The following is an 18465-nucleotide window of genomic DNA, read 5'->3' on the forward strand; positions in this document are numbered from 1 at the left end:
CGGCCATCCATTGTGCCTCATCGGCCCGTCGACGCGCCGCGACGGCGGAGGGAGGGCCCCGCCTGACGGGATTCGCCCTCGGCTCAATCGGGGGGCCTCCCAAGACGCGGCGCCCGCCTCCGAGTAGCGTTACGGGCAGGAGGAGAACAGGAGGAGCGATGGTCCGCGATCTCGATGAGGCGCTGTACGAGCGGGGCGAGGCGTTCGGGGCCCGGGCGAAGATCCTCGTCATCCATTTCGACGGCGCGATGGACGCCGGCGGAGCCGGGCGCATGGCGGTCTCCCAGATGCTGCGCTCCCTCCAGGTCGAGCGCGTCGCCACCTTCGACTCCGACCTCCTCATCGACTACCGCTCCCACCGCCCCCTAGCCGTCGTCGAGAACTGGGTGACGACGGGGCTGGCCGCGCCGATCGTCGCCCTCGACCTCGTTCACGACGACCTCGGCCGGCCGATCCTCGTCCTCCACGGGCCCGAGCCGGACGCCCGCTGGGAGTCCTTCGCCGCGTGCGTCGCCGGCATCGCCGAAAGGGCCGGGGTCGAGATCTCCTTCGCCTTCCACGGGATCCCCTCGGGGGTCCCGCACACGCGGCCCGTGCCCGTCCACGTCCAGACGACCGACGCCTCCCTCCTGCCGGACCAGCCGCAGATGGCCAACGTCATGCAGTTCCCGGCGCCGATGACCTCGTTCCTCCAGTACCGTCTCGCCGAGCGCGGGGTCGGGGGGATGAACCTCCTGGGGGCGGTGCCCTACTACATGGCCGACACCCCGTACCCGTCGGCCTCATCGGCTCTCCTGCGCTCCCTGTCGGAGTTCGCCGACCTCACCCTGCCCGTCGGGGACCTCGAGCAGGGGGCCGCCCAGGATCAGGGGACGATCGAGCAGCTCATCGAGGCCAACCCCGACATCATGCACACGGTGACGATGCTCGAGCAGCACTACGACATGTGGACCGGCGAGGGGGGCGCGATCCCCCTCAACGGACTGGGCCAGCGCGCCGGCGTCTCCCAGGCGGCGAAGACCCCCAAGGATATCGGCGACGTCATCGAGGCCTATCTGGCGAACGTCTCGCGCCTCCAGGAGGGCCAGGACGAGGAGTCCTCGCCCGCCGCCGTCGGAGGCGACGAGGACGCCCCCGACACGCTGGAGGACGCCCTGCGCCGCGTCGAGGAGCGGCGGCGCCATCCCGGCGCGAGAACGGGAGCGGCCCCCCGCCACCGGGCCCCGGCCTCCCCGGAGCCGGAGGGGCGCAGCCGCCCGTCCGCCGACTCGGAGCGGGACGACGCCGATCCGGACGGCGCTCGGCGGAACGGGGACGGGTAGGGTTGGGACTAGTCGCCCGCCGGCCCGCGGCCGATCGACTCGTCGGTCAGGGGGCGGGCTCCTGCGATCCACGCGATGAGGTCGGCTCCGCGGGTCGCCCGCGCGGGCAGCGGGAGGCGGCGCAGGGCGCGATCGAGGTCGTCCATGTCGATCGGGTCGGCGCCGTCGGCCGGCGCCTGGGCGACGACGACGACATTCCCGCGCCGCCCCGACCGGCCGACCTTGGGGTCCTGGATCGAGGCGACGATGTCGAATTCCTCGAGGACAGCCGCCAGGTCGACGCGGGCGTCGGCCCCGCCCCCGTGGGCGCAGTTGAGGAGGTAGAGCCCGGCGGGTCTGAGGGCCCGGCGGGCGCTCGACGCCGCTTCGACGGTCCGCAACTGGTCGGGGACGCGGCCGTCGGCGAAGGCGTCGCGCACAATGACGTCGAGGGAGGAGGGGCGGGTGGAGTCGAGGACCTCCCGGCCCTCGCCCACGCGGATCCTCACCTCCGGTGAGCGGGGGATCGGGAAGTGATCGCGGACGACGGCGGCCAGGGCCGCGTCGATCTCGACGGCGCTCTGGCGGGACCCGGGGCGGGTGCGGGCCCAGGCGGTCGCCACTGCGCACGCCGCCGCGCCGATGTGGAGGGCGCGCACGGGGGCGGGCGCGGGCCGCGCGGTGTCGAGGGCGCACGTCAGGTGCTGCATGTACTCGAACTCGAGGACCTCGGGATGGTCGGCGTCGAGGCACGAGGATTCGACGCCGTTGAGGAGGAGCGTCGCGCGGGCCCCCTCCCAGCGGATCTCGGCCTCTCCGGAATCGACGGGGAAGCGGTGGGAGCCGCGTCCAGATGCACGTGCCATGGGCGACACTGTATCGGTCAGCATCCGATGCCCCGGAAGGAGGGACCGTGTCGAACGCTCCGCGCGATGCGCGCACCCGCAGGCATTGGGGCGATGACGACTCCCAGACCCCGATCCTCCACGTCGATATGGACTCCTTCTTCGCCCAGGTCGAGATGCAAGAGGACCCCTCGCTCGTCGGCCGCCCCCTGGTCGTCGCCGGGCTGGGCAACCGCGGAGTCGTCACCTCGGCGACCTACGAGGCGCGCGCCCTCGGCGTACGAGCGGGGATGCCGACGGCCCGGGCGCGGGCGCTGTGCCCGGGAGCCCGCTTCGTCCAGGGGAGCCGGGGGGTGTATTCGCGCTACTCGCGGCGGGTCATGGGGATCCTCTCGGAGATCACCCCCGTCGTCGAGCAGGTGAGTATCGACGAGGCATTCCTCGACGTTTCGGGGGCCCGGCGCCGACTCGGCTCGCCGACCGCGATCGCGCGCGAGCTGAGGGCCCGGATCCGGGAGGAGGTGGGGCTGCCGGCGTCGGTGGGGATCGCGTCGACCAAGTCGGTGGCGAAGATCGCGTCATCCAACGCCAAGCCCGACGGCCTCCTGCTGATCCCCCGCGACCAGACGACGGCCTTCCTCCACGGCCTGCCTGTCGGGGCCCTGTGGGGGGTGGGGGGAAGGACGGGGGCGGTCCTCGAACGCGAGGGGCTGACGACCATCGGGGACCTGGCGCACGCCCGGGTCGATCGCCTCGCCCGGCTCCTGGGGCCGGCCGCGGCCCATCACCTCCACGACCTCGCGTGGGGGATCGATCCTCGGCCGGTGCGCGCGGGGCGGGAGGAGAAATCCGTGGGCACAGAGCGGACCTTCGACCGGGATGTGCGCTCCCGAGACCAGATCGGCCAGTACATCCTCGCCGCCTCCCATGAGTGCGCCCATCGTCTGCGCGCGGCCGACGTAGTCGGGTGGACCGTGTCGATCAAGATGCGCGATCCCTCCTTCCAGACGGTGACAAGGTCGATGACGCTGCCCGTGCCGACGGACCTGGGGCGCGACATCGCGGCGGCCGCCGGCGAGCTCTTCTCGCGCGAGGCGATGCCGGTCGGGGGAGTGCGGCTCTTCGGCGTGCGCGTCGAGGGACTGCAATCGCGGGCCCAGGGGGTCCCCGTCGTCCTCGACACCGATGAGCGTCCCGAGCAGGCCGAACGGGCGATGGACCGTATCCGCGACCGCTTCGGCCCCGGGGCGATCACGCCGGCCTCGCTCCTGGCCCCCGAACAGGAATCGTCGGTTGGGGACGTCGAGCATTAGACTCGGATCGATCGTCCACTGCGAGGAACGAGGAGGTGCATCGTGGCTCTGTCCGAGTACGAGAAGCGGGTTCTCGAGGAGATGGAGGCCGACCTGCGCCGGGCGGATCCCGGTCTGGCCTCTCAGATGTCCTCCGCGGCATCGTCGGCGGACCCGTCGGGCAAGCGCCCGAGTCCGCGCCGGATCGGCCTGGGGGCCCTCATCGCGATAGCGGGTTTGGGAGTGCTCATCGCCGCGGTGTCCTTCGGCTATTCCCCGTGGACGATCCTCCTGGGCGTCGTCGGCTTCGCGCTGATGGTCGGGGGGATCTTCTTCGCGGTCACCCCCGGGGCCTCCTCGACCGATTCAGGTAAGGCCCGGTCCGGCCGCGCGTCCGGAGGATCGTCGTGGTCGGCGTTCCTCGCCGATCAGGAAAGACGGTGGGACGAGAGGCGCTGATCCAGGCGCCGGGCTGATCCGGGGCGCATCCGCATAGACGGATGCGCCCTCGTCTGCGTCGGCCCGCTCATGCGCTCGGATCCGATGGGGCAACGGGAGCGAACGTTATCGACGTCCCGTGCCCCCGCCTCGTCGGCCGCCCCGCGCCGTTCGACGACGACCCTGGCGCCGGGGCCCGCGCGGGCATCCCCGACACTCCCCGGCGACTGCGGCCGACATCGAAGAGCCCGCCCGTCCCGACCGATGCCCCCGACTTCGCGAGCGCTTCGCCCCGCCCCTGGACGGGGCCTGTCGCATCGCTCCCCGTGGGGCTGCGCGCACTCCTCCACATCGCTCCCCGGGGTCCCCCACATCGCTCCACGCCCGTGCTCCTCGTGTACGGCCGCTCGGCCGCCCAGACGGCGAGGGAGGGTCGTCGGCGGCTAGACCTCGCGCATTCCCGCGCCCTTTTCCTCCGTGCCGACCCGCCATCGGCGATCTCCCCCCTCCGCACCGCCTCGGGCCTTCGCGCGATCTTCACGGCGACACGCTAAAAATTCTCCCCACTTTCCTCCACCATGTTTTTTCCTTGTGATTACTTGGAAAAGAATGGTTAAGAAGCGTGGTATCGAGAGAATCTGCCCCCATAAACGGGTTCTTGTGGGTTAAAGTGGGGGATCATGGTGAGCGGGGGAAGGCGGTGAGACATGTTCCTGGGGACCTACGAGCCCAAGCTCGACGACAAGGGGCGCATGTTCCTCCCCGCCCGCTTCCGCGACGACATGGAGGGCGGCATCGTCCTCACCCGCGGTCAGGAGCACTGCCTCTACGCGTTCCCGGCTGCGGAGTTCGAGAACATGACGCGCGACCTCCTGCGGGCCCCCCTGTCCTCCAAGCAGGCCCGCGACTGGATCCGCGTCATGCTCTCGGGCGCCTACAAAGAGGTCCCTGACAAGCAGGGGCGGATCTCCGTCCCCGCCGATCTGCGGGCCTACGCCGGTCTCGACCGCGAGCTGACCGTCATCGGCGCCGGCTCGCGCGCAGAGATCTGGAACTCCTCGTCCTGGAGCGAGTACCTCGCAGTCCAGGAGGAGGTCTTCTCCAACACAGCAGACGAAATCATCCCCGGGATGTTCTGACCCGCACCTCCAGGTCTCCGCCCGCTGTTCCGACATCACTTCCCCGATGGCGGAGCACGGTGGGGGACCTGGACGTACGGGCCGCCCCGCGACCGGACCAGACGAGGAGCCGAGGTGACCCACACGCCCCGAGCCGCGCACCTGCACACCCCCGTGCTCCTCGACGAATGCCTCGACATGCTCGCCCCCGCGATCGACGGCCCCGGCGCCGTCCTCGTCGACGCCACCCTCGGCATGGGCGGCCACGCCGAGGCGGCCCTCACGAGATTCCCCGACCTGCGCCTCATCGGCATCGACCGCGACCCCCAGGCCCTCGCCCTCGCCTCCGAGCGCCTCGCGCTCTTCGACGACCGCTTCACCCCCGTCCACGCCACCTACGACCGCATCGACGAGGCCGTCGCCGACCACGGCCGGGACGGCGCCGTCGACGGCGTCCTCATGGACCTGGGCGTCTCCAGCCTCCAACTCGACGAAACCGACCGAGGTTTCTCCTACGCCCATGACGCGCCCCTCGACATGCGCATGGACCCCACCTCGGGACCCTCCGCCGCCGACCTGCTCGCCACCGCCGACGAGCGCGAGCTCACCCGGATCCTCAGGTCCTACGGCGAGGAGCGCTTCGCCCCGCGCATCGCCCGCCTCATCGTCCGGGCCCGCGACGAACGCCCCCTGACCCGTACCGGACAGCTCGTCGACCTCGTCAAGGAGGCGATCCCCGCGCCCGCGCGCCGCACCGGCGGCAACCCCGCCAAACGGACCTTCCAAGCGCTGCGCGTGGCCGTCAACGACGAGCTGCGGATCCTCCAGGACGCCCTGCCCCGCGCCCTCGGAGCCCTGAGGGTCGGCGGGCGCCTCGTCGTCGAGTCCTACCAATCCCTCGAGGACAGGATCGTCAAGGACGTTCTGCGACGAGGATCCACCGACTCGGCGCCCCCCGGACTGCCCGTCATCCCCGACGACATGCGCGCCAGCCTCCGCCTCCTCACCCGCGGGGCCGACCGCGCCCACGACGCCGAACTCGCCCACAACCCCCGATCCGCCTCCGTGCGCCTGCGCGGAGCCGAACTCATCCGCCCCTGGAAGGACCCCGCATGAGCGCCGCACCCGCCGCCACCCGTCCGGCCTCACGCCCCGAGCGCCTCCACGACGCCGCCCGCGAACTGCGCGTCATCGAGGGCGAGCGCCCGTCTCGGTCCATCGTCCTGCGCTCCCTGGCGGCCTGCCTCCTCGTCATCGCCGCGATCCTCGCCTCGATGGTCCTCAACACGCGGATGGCCCAGACCTCCTTCGCGATCCGCGACCAGCAGATCCTCCTCAACGAACTCGACGCCGAGGCGTGGACGATGCAGGCCCGGCTCGAAGAACTCGCCTCCCCCTCCTCCCTCCAACGGGCGGCCGAGGCCAACGGCATGGTCCCCGCCGGCCCCACCGGCTTCATCACCCTGAGCAGCGCCACCGTCGAGGGCGGCACCCCAGCCCGGTGAGGAAGGGGCAGGTCATGACGACCAGGAACAGACGATCCCGATGGATCCTCATCGCGACCGTCATCGCCCTCGTGATCTGCGCGGGCCAGCTCGTCTACCTCCAGATCGTCATCGGCCCCACCCTCGCCAGCGAAGGACAGGCGGTGCGGACCCGCTCGACCGCCATCGAGCCCAAACGAGGACGGATCGAGGACGCCACCGGCGTCGTCCTCGCCGACTCGATCCTCACCTACGACCTCGCCGTCAACCAGGTCAACATCGCCTCCTACATCCACCGGGACGACGACGGCGTCGTCATCGGCCGAGGTCCCGCCGAAGCGGCGCGCCAACTCGCCCCGCTCCTGGGGATGAGCGAGGCCGAGGTCGGCGGGCTCCTCGTCGGAGACTCCACCTACCAGTACGTCAAGCGCCACGTCGACGTCGTCACCTACCGGCAGATCCGCGCCCTCGACATCTACGGGATCGAGGCCGAGGCCGTCTACGAGCGCACCTACCCCAACGGCAACGTCGCCGCCCCCGTCATCGGCACCGTCAACGCCGAGGGCATCGGCTCGTCCGGCCTGGAAGCCGAATACGACACCCTCCTCACCGGGGTCGCCGGCGAGGAGGGCTACGAGATCGCCCCCAACGGGGCCGTGATCCCCGGGGCCAAGAAGACCCTCGTCGAGCCCACCGACGGCGCCTCCCTGAGCGTTACCCTCCACGCCGACCTCCAGCACCAGGTGCAGGCCCTCCTCGACGAGCGCGTCGTCCGCCACGAGGCCGAATGGGGGGCCGTCGTCATCGAGGACATCTCCACCGGGAAGATCCTCGTCATGGCCGACTCCGGGTCCACCGAGCCCGACAACGCCAAACCCCAGCCCGTCGCGGCCGTCCAGTACGCCTTCGAGCCCGGATCCGTCGGCAAGGTCCTCACCATCGCCTCCGCCCTCGACCACGGGGCCATCACTCCGACCACCCCTTTCACGGTCCCCGACACCCTCGACCTGCCCGACGCCGGAGGCCCGATCACCGACTTCCACCCGCACGAGGTCGAAACCCTCACCGCCACCGGGATCCTCGCCGAATCGTCGAACACCGGGACCGTCCTCATCGGCCAGAAGCTCTCCGACGAGCAGCGCCACGAGACCTTCACCGCCTTCGGGCTCGGCCAGGGCACCGGCATCGAACTGGCCGGCGAATCCCCCGGGCTCGTGCCGCCCTGGCAGGACTGGGTCGGGCGCGACCGCTACGTCAACATGTTCGGCCAGGCCTACATGATGACCGCCCTGCAGGAGGCGTCCGTCATGGCGACGATCGGCAACGGGGGAGTGCGCCTGCCCCCGAGGATCGTCAAGTCCTGGACGAACCCCGACGGCACCGTCGAGGCGCCCGCGCCCGCCGAACCCGTTCAGGCGATCACCGCCGAGCACTCCCGGCAGCTCCTGACGATGATGGAATCGGTCGTCGCCGCCGACACCGGTACCGCGAGCACCGCCAGGGTCGACGGCTACCGGCTCGCCGTCAAGACGGGGACCGCCGACATCATCATCGGCGGCGAGCACGGGATCGTGTCGACGACCGCGGGGATCGTCCCCGCCGACGAGCCTCGGCTCGCCATTTCCGTCGTGCTCTACAATCCGAAGGTCGCAGTGATCTCGTCGGACTCGTCGGCGCCCCTCTTCGGGGACATCACCGAGACCGCCGTGCGCAGCCTCGGCATCCCCGCCTCGGCGCAGCCCGCCGAGCTCTACCCGACGAACCCGTGAGCACCGACACGACGAGGCACCAGGGGCCAGGCCCCGGAGGGAGGACCATGCACCGGTCGACCGAGTGGATCGCCCGCGCGGTTCGCGGCACCCACCACGGCGAGGAGACCCTGGTCGTCGGACCAGTCGTCACGGACTCGCGCGAAGCCGGTCCCGGGAGCCTCTACATCGCCCGCAGGGGCGAGACCTCCGACGGCCACGACTACGTCGCCGCCGCCCGGCGCGCCGGCGCCGTCGCCGTCGTCGTCGAGAAGGCCGTCCCCCTCGACGAGGCCGACGGCCTCGCCCAGATCGTCGTCGACGACTCCACGCGGGCGCTCGGCCTGCTCGCCCGCGCCCACCTCGACGACCTGCGCGACCGGGGGCCCCTCGACGTCATCGCGGTCACCGGCTCGGCGGGGAAGACGACGACGAAGGACCTCCTCCTGCAGATCCTCTCCGCCGACGCGCCGACCGTCGCCCCCCGCCTGTCCTACAACAACGAGGTCGGGATGCCGCTGACCGTCTTGTCGTGCGACGAGACGACCCGCCACCTCGTCCTCGAGATGGGAGCCTCGGGCCCCGGGCACATCTCCTATCTGACGTCGATCGCCGCCCCCGACGCGGCCATCGAGCTCATGGTCGGGCACGCCCACCTCGGCGGCTTCGGGTCCGTCGAGGGGATCGCGGAGGCCAAGGCCGAACTGATCCGCGGCTCGCGCCCGGGCGCCCCGGCGATCCTCAACGCCGACGACCCGAACGTCCTCGCGATGGCCCCCCTCGCCACCGGCCCCGTCGTCCTCTTCTCGGCGGGCGGCCGCTCCGACGCCGACGTGCGCGCCGAGGACGTCGACATCGACGGCTCCGGCCACGCCGCCTTCACCGTCATCGCCCCCGAGGGCTCCGCCCCCATCCGGCTGGGGCTCGTCGGCGCCCACCACGTCCACAACGCCCTGGCGGCCATCGCCGGGGCCCGGGCGCTCGGCATGGGCCTGCCGCGGATCGTCGACGCCCTCAACGCGGCGACCGCCCTGTCGCCACACCGGATGGACGTGCGCGACCTCGTCGTCGACGGCACGGCCCTGACCCTCATCGACGACTCGTACAACGCGAACATCGACTCGATGCGCGCCGCGCTGGACGCCCTGGCGGCCATCGGGCGCGGGCGCCCCCGCATCGCCGTCCTCGGCGAGATGCTCGAACTGGGGCCGACGAGCCCCGACGCCCACCGCGAGGTCGGCCGGATCGCCGCGGCCGCCGGCGTCTCGACGCTCATCGCCCTGGGCGACGACGCCCCCCACTACCTCGACGGCGCCGGGCCGTCCGTCACGGGGATCTGCGCCGCCGGCGTCGACGAGGCCGTCGCGGCCCTCCTCGACGCCCTCGCCGACGGATGCGCGGTCCTCGTCAAGGGATCGTACGGATCGCACTCGTGGCGCGTCGCCGACGCGCTCCAGGACAGGGGGGCCCGTCGATGATCGGGATCATTGCCGCCTTCATCATCGCCATGGGGCTGTCGATCGGGACGACGCCCCTGCTGATCCGCTACCTCGTCACACACCAGTACGGCCAGTTCATCCGTCAGGACGGCCCCACCCAGCACCTGACCAAGCGCGGGACCCCGACGATGGGGGGGCTCGTCATCATCGTCGCCGCCGTGGCCGCCTGGATCATCGGCGCGTCCATCGCGGGCGTCGGCCCCTCCTGGTCGGGAGCCTGCTTGGCCTTCCTCGTCGTCGGCCTGGGGACCATCGGGCTGCTCGACGACGGCATCAAGATCATGCGTCAGCGCTCCCTGGGACTGCACGCCGGCGCCAAGCTCCTCGGCCAGATCGGCGTCGCCTCGCTCTTCGCCTGGGCCGTTCTGAGCCGGCCGAACCACGACGGCGTCACCCCGGCGTCCATGGCGGTCTCCGTCACCCGTCCGACGGCCCTGACCTTCGCCGCCGCGGGGCTGATCGTCGGCGCGATCCTCTTCCTCCTGTGGACGAACTTCGTCGTCGCCGCCTGGTCGAACGCCGTCAACCTCACCGACGGCCTCGACGGGCTGGCGACCGGATGCTCGATCTTCGTCTTCGGCGCCTACACGTTCATCGCCTACTTCCAGCGCCTCCAGTCCTGCGGGATCGGGGACGGGCTGGAGAACGCGTCCGCCTGCTACACGACCCGCGACCCCCTCGACCTGGCGATCTTCTCCGCCGCCCTCGTCGGGTCCCTCGCCGGTTTCCTCTGGTGGAACGCCTCCCCGGCGCAGATCTTCATGGGCGACACCGGCGCGCTCGCCCTGGGCGGGGCCGTCGCCGGTCTGTCGATGCTCACCCACACCGAGTTCCTCGCGATCGTCATCGGCGGCCTCTTCGTCGCCGTCACCCTGTCCGACGTCATCCAGATCTCCGTGTTCAAGATGACGCGCAGGCGCGTCTTCCGGATGGCGCCCCTCCACCACCACTTCGAACTCACAGGATGGCAGGAGGTGACGATCGTCATCCGCTTCTGGCTCGTCGCGGCGATCTTCGCCATCGCCGGGGCCGGCCTGTTCTACGCCGAGTGGGTGTCGAGGCTGTGACCGGCCCCGTCGCCGTCATCGGCTGGGGCTCGTCGGGCCGCAGCGCCGCCCGAGCCCTCGTCGACCGGGGGCGCGAGGTCGTCGCCTTCGACTCGCGCGAGCCCAGCGGACCGGCGGACGCCGCGATCGCGTCCGTCCCGGTCGTCGTCGAGCCCGACGCCGAACGCATGGCCGACCTCGTCGTCGAGGCCGCCCCGAACCTCGTCGTCGTCTCCCCGGGCGTGCCCGCTCGCTCGCCGGTCTTCGCGCGCTGCGCCGCGGCCGGCATCGACGTGTGGGGGGAGGTCGAGCTCGCCTGGCGCCTCCAGGAGGACGGGCCCCATGCGGGCCGCCCGTGGCTCGTCGTCACCGGCACCAACGGCAAGACGACGACCGTCGGCATGCTCGGGTCGATCCTGCGCGCCGCCGGCGAGGAGGTCCTCGAGGTCGGCAACATCGGCACGCCGATCACCCGCGCCATCGACTCCGACGCGAGCGTGTTCGCCGTGGAGCTGTCGAGCTTCCAGCTCCACACGTGCCGCACCGTGTCCCCCCGGGCGTCGGTGTGCCTCAACGTCGACGCCGACCACCTCGACTGGCACTCGACCGTCGAGGCCTACGCCGCCGACAAGGCCAGGGTCTACGAGAACACGCGCGTCGCCTGCGTGTACCCCGCCCACGACCGGCGCGTCGAGGCGATGGTCGAGGGGGCCGACGTGGTCGAGGGGGCGCGCGCCATCGGCATCGCCCTGGACGCCCCCGCAGTCTCCATGCTCGGCGTCGTCGAGGGGATGATCGTCGACCGGGCCTTCATCGAGGACCGGCGCACCAGCGCCCTGCGGCTGGCCGACCTGACGGACCTCGAGGGCGCCTACGGCCCCCGGCCGACGCCGGCCGTCGTCATGGACGCCCTGGCGGCCGCCGCCCTGGCCCGCGCCCACGGCGTCGCCCCCGAGGCCGTCGAGGAGGGGCTGCGGGCCTTCCGGCCCTCCGGACACCGGCGCGCCGTCGTCGCCCGCGCCGCCGACCTGACGTGGATCGACGACTCGAAGGCGACGAACGCCCACGCCGCCGCCGCCTCTCTCGCCGGGATCCCCGACGCCACCGCCGTGTGGATCTTCGGGGGCGACGCCAAGGGCCAGGACTTCACCGGCCTCGTCGAGCGCGTCGCCCCGCGCCTGCGCGGCGTCGTCGTCATCGGCGAGGACCGCGCGCCCCAGCTGGCCGCCCTGGCCTCCGGCGCCCCCCGGGTGCCGGTCGTCGAGGTCGACGGGCACGAGGACTGGATGTTCTCCGTCGTCAACGAGGCCGTCGCCCTGTCGCGGCCGGGAGACACCGTCGTCCTCGCCCCCGCGTGCGCCTCGTGGGACCAGTTCGACGACTACGGGCAGCGCGGCGACGCCTTCGCCGACGCCGTCCGGCGCCTCGCCGAGCAGTGGGGGGAGCCCCATGCCCCGGCGTAGGCGGCTGCGCGACCTGACGTGGAGGATCCCCCGGGAGCGCCTGCCCCGGGTGGCCTTCGGCGATCCTGACTCGGCCCCGCGCGAGCCGAATCCGGTGACGACCTACTACCTCGTCGTCGTGCCGGCCCTGATCCTCACGCTGTTCGGCCTCGTCATGGGCTTCTCGGCCCAGGCGGTGACGAACATCGCCGACGGGGAGGACCCGTACCTGGCGTACCTCAAGCCCCTCGGCGTCATCGTCGTCGCGGTCCTCCTGGCCGCGCTCACCCAGATGGTCCCCGCGAGGGTCTTCTACCGAGTCGCCGTCCCGGTGTTCGTCGGCGCGCTGATCCTCCAGTCCCTCGTCGTCACTCCGCTGGGCCTGTCGGCCGGCGGCAACTCGAACTGGGTGAAGCTCCCGGGCCTGCCCGCCTTCCAGCCCTCCGAGTTCCTCAAACTGGCGCTCGTCGTCGTCCTCGCCCGCCTCGTCGACCGCCGGGGGACGCGCATCGGCGATTGGCGCCAGATGGGCGTCGTCGTCGGGCTGCCCGTCGTCGTCTCCCTCGTGGACGTCATGCTCGGGCACGACCTGGGCACGATGATGGTCGTCTTCTCGGCCGCCGTCGGGTGCCTGTGGGTCGGAGGGCTCAAGGGGGCGTGGTTCCGCAACATCGGCCTGCTCGTCGTTCCGGTCCTCGGGTTCATCGTCGCCTCGAACCCGACGCGCATTAAGCGCGTTCTCGCCGTCCTCCCGGGGATGCGCCCGCCCAGGGACCTGTCCGCGCCCGAGCAGATCGACCACTCGTGGTGGGCCTTCGGTGCCGGGGGCCTGACGGGTCTGGGCCCCGGGGCTTCCCGGGAGAAGTGGAACTATCTGCAGGCGGCGCACACGGATTTCATCCTGGCGATCATCGGCGAGGAGTTCGGCCTCCTGGGAACCCTATCGGTCCTCCTGTGCATCGGGCTGCTCGTGTGGGGCGCGGTGCGCGTGTGCCGCGAGGCCCAGACGCTCTTCTCGGCGATGATCGCCGGCGGCGTCGCCTCGTGGATCGGCGCCCAGGCGGTGATCAACATCATGTCGGTCACCGGCATCGGCCCCGTCATCGGGGTCCCCCTGCCCCTCGTGTCCTATGGTGGGTCATCGTTCCTGTTCACCGCGGTCGCGGTCGGGGTGGTCGCCTCGCTGGCTCGCGGTCGGGCGGGAATGAAAATGTGGGGAGGGCCGGACGAGGCCTGGGCCGGGCGGGACCCGAGGGTCGCGCCGAGGCGCCGGAAGGCCCGCTGACGCCATCGCACCGAGGAGGACCGATAATGAGCGCACGGATCGTCATGGCGGGGGGCGGGACCGCCGGGCACGTCAATCCCCTCCTGGCCACCGCCCACGAACTCGTCGCCTCCGGATGCGATGTGACCGTCATCGGCACCGAGGAGGGCCTCGAGGCCCGGCTGGTCCCCGCCGCGGGGCTCGACCTCGTGACGATCCCCCGGGTCCCCCTCCCTCGACGCCCCTCCGCTCAGCTCCTCACCCTCGTCCCGCGCTGGCGTCGGGCGGTCGACCGCTGCGCCGAGGCCCTCGCGGGGGCCGACGCCCTCGTCGGGTTCGGCGGTTACGTGTCAACGCCCGCCTACCGGGCCGCGGCCAGGCTCGGCGTCCCCGTGGTCGTCCACGAGCAGAACGCCCGCCCGGGCCTGGCCAACAGGGTCGGGGCCCGTCGCGCCGCCGTCGTCGCCCTGACCTTCGCCTCGACCCCGTTGGCCGCGCGCGCGGGGCGCACGCAGGTCGTCGGCCTCCCGTTGCGCCCGGCGATCGCGGACCTGGCGCGGCGCCGGGAGGATCCCGACGCGGCGCGGGGGGCACGCGAGGAGGCGGCCGCGCGCCTGGGCATCGACCCGAGCCGGACGACCGTCCTCGTCACCGGGGGGTCCCTGGGGGCTGTGCGCCTCAACGAGGCGGTCGCGGCCGCGGCGCGCGACCTGCCCGAGGGCGCCCAGGTCGTCCACTTGACGGGGCGCGGCAAGGACGCCCCCGTGCGCGAGGCCATCGCTGCCGCGGGGGCGGCCGACCGGTGGCTCGTCCTCGACTATCTGACGACGATGGAGGACGCGCTGGCCGTCGCCGACCTCGTCGTGTGCCGGTCGGGCGCGGGGACGGTCGCGGAGATGACGGCGCTGGGCCTGCCCTGCGTCTACGTGCCGCTGCCGATCGGCAACGGGGAGCAGCGCCTCAACGCCCGCGACCACGTCGGGGCCGGCGGCGCGGTCCTCGTCGACGACGACGACTTCACCGCCGAGGCGGTCCGCACGCGGGTGTGGCCGCTCGTCGGATCCGACCGGCTCGTCGAGATGGCGCGGGCTTCGCGCGACCTGGGCGGGACGGACGCGGCGCGCGCCTTGGCCGATCTCGTCATCGACGCCGCCGAGGGGAGGATCCGGCGATGAACGACGCGACGTCCGTGCGAGGCTCCTACCACCTCATCGGGATCGGGGGGGCGGGCATGTCGGTGGTCGCCGAGCTCCTGGCGGCGCGCGGCGCCCGCGTGTCGGGTTCGGACCGCGCGGAGTCGCCGGTGCTCGAGCGGCTGCGCGCCCTGGGCGTCGACGCGCGCGTCGGCCATGACGGCGCGCACGTGCCCGAGGATTCGACGGTCGTCGTCTCGACGGCGATCCGCTCGACGAATCCGGAGCTGGTCGCGGCCCGCGAGCGCGGCCAGGAGGTGGTCCACCGCTCCGAGGCGCTGGCGGCGGCGGCGTCGGGGATGCGCTTCGTCGCGGTCGCGGGGGCGCACGGCAAGACGACGACCTCCGGGATGCTGGCGGTCGCCCTGCGCGAGGCGGGCGCGGATCCGTCGGTCGCCGTCGGCGGGACACTCCCGCAGTTCGGCTCGGGCGCTCACCTGGGGTCCGGGGACGTCTTCGTCGCCGAGGCCGACGAGTCGGACGGCTCCTTCCTCAATTACCGGCCGGCCGTCGAGATCGTCACCAATGTCGAACCGGATCACCTGGACCGCTACGGGACTCGCGAGGCCTTCGAGCGGGTGTTCGTCGACTTCTCCGACCGCCTGGTCGACGGGGGGCTCCTCATCGTCTGCGCCGAGGACGAGGGGGCTGCCCGCCTGGCCCGCACGGCTGCCGGGCGGGGACGTCGCGTCGTGGCCTACGGGCGCCCCGAGCGCTCCCTCATCGCCCCGGATGTGCAGATCCACGGGGTCGATGCGCGCGAGGCGGGCGCGGCCGCGGTCCTCGTGCGCGGCGACGACCGGGTCGAGCTCGCGCTGTCGGTGCCCGGCGAGCACAACGTCCTCAACGCGGCGGCCGCGTGGGCCGCGGGCGTCGAGGTGGGGATCGCCCCGGAGGCGATGGCGCGGGCCCTGACGGCGTTCACCGGGGCCGCCCGGCGCTTCGAGACGCGCGGGGAGGTTGGCGGGCGCCGGCTCGTCGACGACTACGCGCACCATCCGACGGAGGTCGCCACCGCCATCGCGCAGGCCCGTCTCGTCGCCGGCGACGGCGGTGTGTGCGTCGTCTTCCAGCCCCACTTGTACTCGCGGACCCGGATCTTCGCCGAGAGGTTCGCCGAGGCGCTCGCCGGGGCGGACCGGGTGGTGCTCACCGACGTCTACGCGGCGCGCGAGGATCCGGAGCCGGGAGTCGACGCGACGTTGATCTCCGAGCGCGTCGAGGGGGCGCGCTATGTCGAGGACATGCACGAGGCCGTCCGCTCGGCGGCCCGCGGCGTCGAACCTGGCGGGATACTGATGCTCATGGGGGCCGGGTCGATCACGACGTGCGCCGACGACGCCCTCGAGGAGTGGCGGCGCATGGAGGAGGGCCGGTGAGGCCCCCTCGTCCGAGGCGCCCCGCCGCTTCCGACGGGCGCAACCGGGAGGAGGGGCGTGCCGCGATCTCGCCGGCCGCAGAGGAGGGGGCTGCGGCGGGGCCGCGGGTAAATCGGCGCTCGGTCCTCGGTCGGGGCGGCGACGAGCGGCGCGACGAGCACGTCACGCCCCTGCAGGGCACCCCGGCGGGGGGCCGCGCGCCGGCTCGGCCCGATGCGACGAGGCGCGGGCCGGTGCGGCGCCTGTCCGGTCCGATCGGGCAGGGGGACGCGGCGGCGGTCCTCGGGCCGGCCTCGTCCTCCCGGGCGGCGGTGAGTATCGCCGATCGCCGGCGCGAGAGGCGGCGGGCGCGGACCATGCTGCGCCTCAACAGGGTCCTGACGGGCGCCGTCGCGCTCGGCGTCGTCGTCGTGGCGGCGTGGGTCGCGTTCTTCTCCCCGGTGTTCGCATTGTCGGCGTCGAATATCGAGGTGACGGGGGTCGATGGGACGTCGGTGACGGTCGATCAGGTGGTGTCGTCGGTCGCCCCCTACGCGGGCGTTCCGCTGACGCGCCTCGACGCGGGAGAGGTGGGGGCCGCGGTCGAGGCCCTTCCGGCGGTCAAGGACGCGCGGGTCGAGCGGCGATGGCCGACGGGGCTGGAGATCGCGGTGGTCCAGCGGACGGCGGTGATGTTCACGACCGGGCAGTCCGGCTACTGGCTGGTCGACGACGAGGGCGTCGCCTTCGAGGAGGTCCCGGAGACCCCCGCGGGCCTGCCGCAGGCGGTGCTGCCCGACGACGAGACGCGGGCGGGGGCGGCGGCCGACGCCCTGGAGGTGTGGGCGGCGCTTGACGAGTCGGTCCGTGGCCTCGTCGGCTCGGTCGAGGCCGACGGGTCGACGATCCGCCTGCTCCTCGCGTCGGGCGCGGTCGTTTCATGGGGGACAGTTGAGGACAGCGCGCTCAAGGCCCAGGTCCTGGCGATCCTCATCGATCAGCGGCCCGCCTCCGTGTACGACGTGTCCGCCCCCACGCATCCCGTGACGTCCTGAGGGGTCGCCGACGCTCGACACGCCCGCGCGCCTCCTTGAAGGGGGGTGGGGTCGCGCCTACCTTGTGCGCGCCACACACACGACCGAACATCAACCTTCGACTTGAGGTTGAAGGTCGATGACAACGGGGGAGAGCAGCACATGGCCGCACCGCAGAACCATCTCGCAGTGATCAAAGTCGTCGGCGTCGGCGGGGGCGGGGTCAACGCCGTCAACCGGATGATCGAGGTCGGGCTCAAGGGCGTCGAGTTCATCGCCGTCAACACCGACGCCCAGGCCCTCCTGATGTCCGACGCCGAGACGAAGCTCGACATCGGCCGCGACCTGACCCACGGCCTCGGGGCGGGAGCGGACCCCTCCGTGGGCCGCAAGGCCGCCGAGGACCACATCGATGAGATCAGCGCCTCCCTCGAGGGCGCCGACATGGTCTTCGTCACCGCCGGCGAGGGCGGCGGCACCGGCACGGGCGCGGCCCCCGTCGTCGCCAAGGTCGCCCGCGACGCGGGGGCCCTGACCGTCGGCGTCGTCACCCGCCCGTTCTCCTTCGAGGGCAATCGCCGCGCCGCCCAGGCCGAGACCGGCGTCGAGACCCTGCGCGACGAGGTCGACACCCTCATCGTCATCCCCAACGACCGCCTCCTGGAGATCTCCGACTCGAACATCTCCGTCCTCGACGCCTTCCGGGCCGCCGATCAGGTCCTCCTATCCGGTGTCCAGGGCATCACTGAGCTCATCACCACGCCCGGCCTCATCAACGTCGACTTCAACGACGTCAAGTCCGTGATGAAGGACGCCGGGTCGGCCCTCATGGGCATCGGCGCCGCGACCGGGGAGGACCGCGCGCTGCGAGCCGTCGAGACCGCGATCTCCTCGCCGCTGCTCGAGGCGTCCATCGACGGCGCCCACGGGGTCCTCATGTTCTTCCAGGGAGGGTCGAACCTCGGCCTTCAGGAGATCTACCACTCGTCGCAGCTCGTGCGCGAGGCCGCCCACCCCGAGGCGAACATCATCTTCGGCAACGTCATCGACGACGCCCTCGGCGATGAGATCCGCGTGACGATCATCGCCGCCGGATTCGACGAGAGCCCCGAGGCCCGCGCCCCCCAGACCGCGGCCGCCCCCTCGATGCGCCCCGCGCCGGCGGCCGCCCCCGCCGCCCAGACCGAGCGTCCCCTCGGCGAGGTCCCGCCGGCGGCCCCCGCCCACCGGGCCGCCCCCGAGGTGCCGACCCGCGCCGCCGCGATGCCGTCGGCCCAGACGCGGGACCGGTCCCGCGTCGAGCCGATCCGCAATGCCGATCAGTCGCTGGAGGTCCCCCGCGTCTTCGACGAGGAGGCCGACGCCGTCGACGATCTCGACGTGCCCGATTTCCTCCGCTGACG

Annotated in this window: 16 protein-coding genes; 15 read left to right on the forward strand and 1 reads right to left on the reverse strand. The window is 72.6% G+C overall.

Annotated elements, in window-relative coordinates:
- Positions 1-158 precede the first annotated feature (158 nt).
- A complete protein-coding gene (locus M3T53_RS04970; protein ID WP_272433375.1) occupies positions 159-1322 on the forward strand; it encodes a PAC2 family protein in 1164 nt (387 codons plus the stop codon).
- Between the two features lie 8 nt (positions 1323-1330).
- On the opposite strand, the gene M3T53_RS04975 is transcribed toward M3T53_RS04970, so the two are convergent.
- The gene (locus tag M3T53_RS04975) at positions 1331-2167 is read right to left on the reverse strand and encodes a spermidine synthase (protein WP_272433376.1); all 837 of its coding nucleotides are present in this window, start codon (positions 2165-2167) and stop codon (positions 1331-1333) included.
- A gap of 47 nt (positions 2168-2214) precedes the next feature.
- Between M3T53_RS04975 and dinB the strand changes: the two genes are divergently transcribed.
- From dinB to ftsZ, 14 genes are all read left to right on the forward strand, one after another.
- On the forward strand, positions 2215-3459 hold the full coding sequence (dinB, locus tag M3T53_RS04980; protein ID WP_272433377.1) for a DNA polymerase IV: 1245 nt from the start codon (positions 2215-2217) through the stop codon (positions 3457-3459).
- Positions 3460-3501: 42 nt separating this feature from the next.
- The gene (locus M3T53_RS04985) at positions 3502-3897 is read left to right on the forward strand and encodes a DUF3040 domain-containing protein (RefSeq protein WP_272433378.1); all 396 of its coding nucleotides are present in this window, start codon (positions 3502-3504) and stop codon (positions 3895-3897) included.
- 686 nt (positions 3898-4583) lie between these two features.
- Complete coding sequence (gene mraZ / locus M3T53_RS04990) at positions 4584-5015, forward strand: division/cell wall cluster transcriptional repressor MraZ (RefSeq protein WP_272433379.1); 432 nt, start codon at positions 4584-4586, stop codon at positions 5013-5015.
- Between the two features lie 114 nt (positions 5016-5129).
- Positions 5130-6110 carry a 16S rRNA (cytosine(1402)-N(4))-methyltransferase RsmH gene (rsmH, locus tag M3T53_RS04995; RefSeq protein WP_272433380.1) on the forward strand — a complete coding sequence of 327 codons (981 nt, stop codon included), beginning with the start codon at positions 5130-5132 and terminating at the stop codon, positions 6108-6110.
- Complete coding sequence (locus M3T53_RS05000; RefSeq protein ID WP_272433381.1) at positions 6107-6499, forward strand: hypothetical protein; 393 nt, start codon at positions 6107-6109, stop codon at positions 6497-6499. The genes rsmH and M3T53_RS05000 overlap by 4 nt, the downstream gene beginning before the upstream one ends.
- 14 nt (positions 6500-6513) lie before the next feature.
- A complete protein-coding gene (locus M3T53_RS05005) occupies positions 6514-8247 on the forward strand; it encodes a peptidoglycan D,D-transpeptidase FtsI family protein (protein WP_272433382.1) in 1734 nt (577 codons plus the stop codon).
- A gap of 47 nt (positions 8248-8294) precedes the next feature.
- Complete coding sequence (locus M3T53_RS05010) at positions 8295-9704, forward strand: UDP-N-acetylmuramoyl-tripeptide--D-alanyl-D-alanine ligase (RefSeq protein ID WP_272433383.1); 1410 nt, start codon at positions 8295-8297, stop codon at positions 9702-9704.
- Positions 9701-10792 (forward strand): phospho-N-acetylmuramoyl-pentapeptide-transferase, encoded by a 1092-nt coding sequence (gene mraY / locus M3T53_RS05015; protein WP_272433384.1) that lies wholly within the window; start codon positions 9701-9703, stop codon positions 10790-10792. The genes M3T53_RS05010 and mraY overlap by 4 nt, the downstream gene beginning before the upstream one ends.
- On the forward strand, positions 10789-12234 hold the full coding sequence (murD, locus tag M3T53_RS05020; RefSeq protein WP_272433385.1) for a UDP-N-acetylmuramoyl-L-alanine--D-glutamate ligase: 1446 nt from the start codon (positions 10789-10791) through the stop codon (positions 12232-12234). The genes mraY and murD overlap by 4 nt, the downstream gene beginning before the upstream one ends.
- Positions 12221-13498 carry an FtsW/RodA/SpoVE family cell cycle protein gene (locus M3T53_RS05025; protein ID WP_272433386.1) on the forward strand — a complete coding sequence of 426 codons (1278 nt, stop codon included), beginning with the start codon at positions 12221-12223 and terminating at the stop codon, positions 13496-13498. Before murD ends, M3T53_RS05025 begins: the two co-directional genes overlap by 14 nt.
- A gap of 26 nt (positions 13499-13524) precedes the next feature.
- Positions 13525-14652 (forward strand): UDP-N-acetylglucosamine--N-acetylmuramyl-(pentapeptide) pyrophosphoryl-undecaprenol N-acetylglucosamine transferase, encoded by a 1128-nt coding sequence (locus tag M3T53_RS05030; RefSeq protein WP_272433387.1) that lies wholly within the window; start codon positions 13525-13527, stop codon positions 14650-14652.
- Positions 14649-16049: a UDP-N-acetylmuramate--L-alanine ligase gene (gene murC / locus M3T53_RS05035; protein ID WP_272433388.1), complete on the forward strand. Its 1401-nt coding sequence runs from the start codon at positions 14649-14651 to the stop codon at positions 16047-16049. Before M3T53_RS05030 ends, murC begins: the two co-directional genes overlap by 4 nt.
- Positions 16046-17083 carry a cell division protein FtsQ/DivIB gene (locus tag M3T53_RS05040; RefSeq protein ID WP_272433389.1) on the forward strand — a complete coding sequence of 346 codons (1038 nt, stop codon included), beginning with the start codon at positions 16046-16048 and terminating at the stop codon, positions 17081-17083. Before murC ends, M3T53_RS05040 begins: the two co-directional genes overlap by 4 nt.
- A 141-nt stretch (positions 17084-17224) precedes the next feature.
- Positions 17225-18463, forward strand: coding sequence for a cell division protein FtsZ (gene ftsZ, locus M3T53_RS05045; RefSeq protein WP_272433390.1), 1239 nt, complete (start codon positions 17225-17227; stop codon positions 18461-18463).
- Positions 18464-18465: the final 2 nt, after the last annotated feature.

Source organism: Actinomyces sp. B33, assembly GCF_028437565.1.
Lineage (GTDB): Bacteria > Actinomycetota > Actinomycetes > Actinomycetales > Actinomycetaceae > Pauljensenia.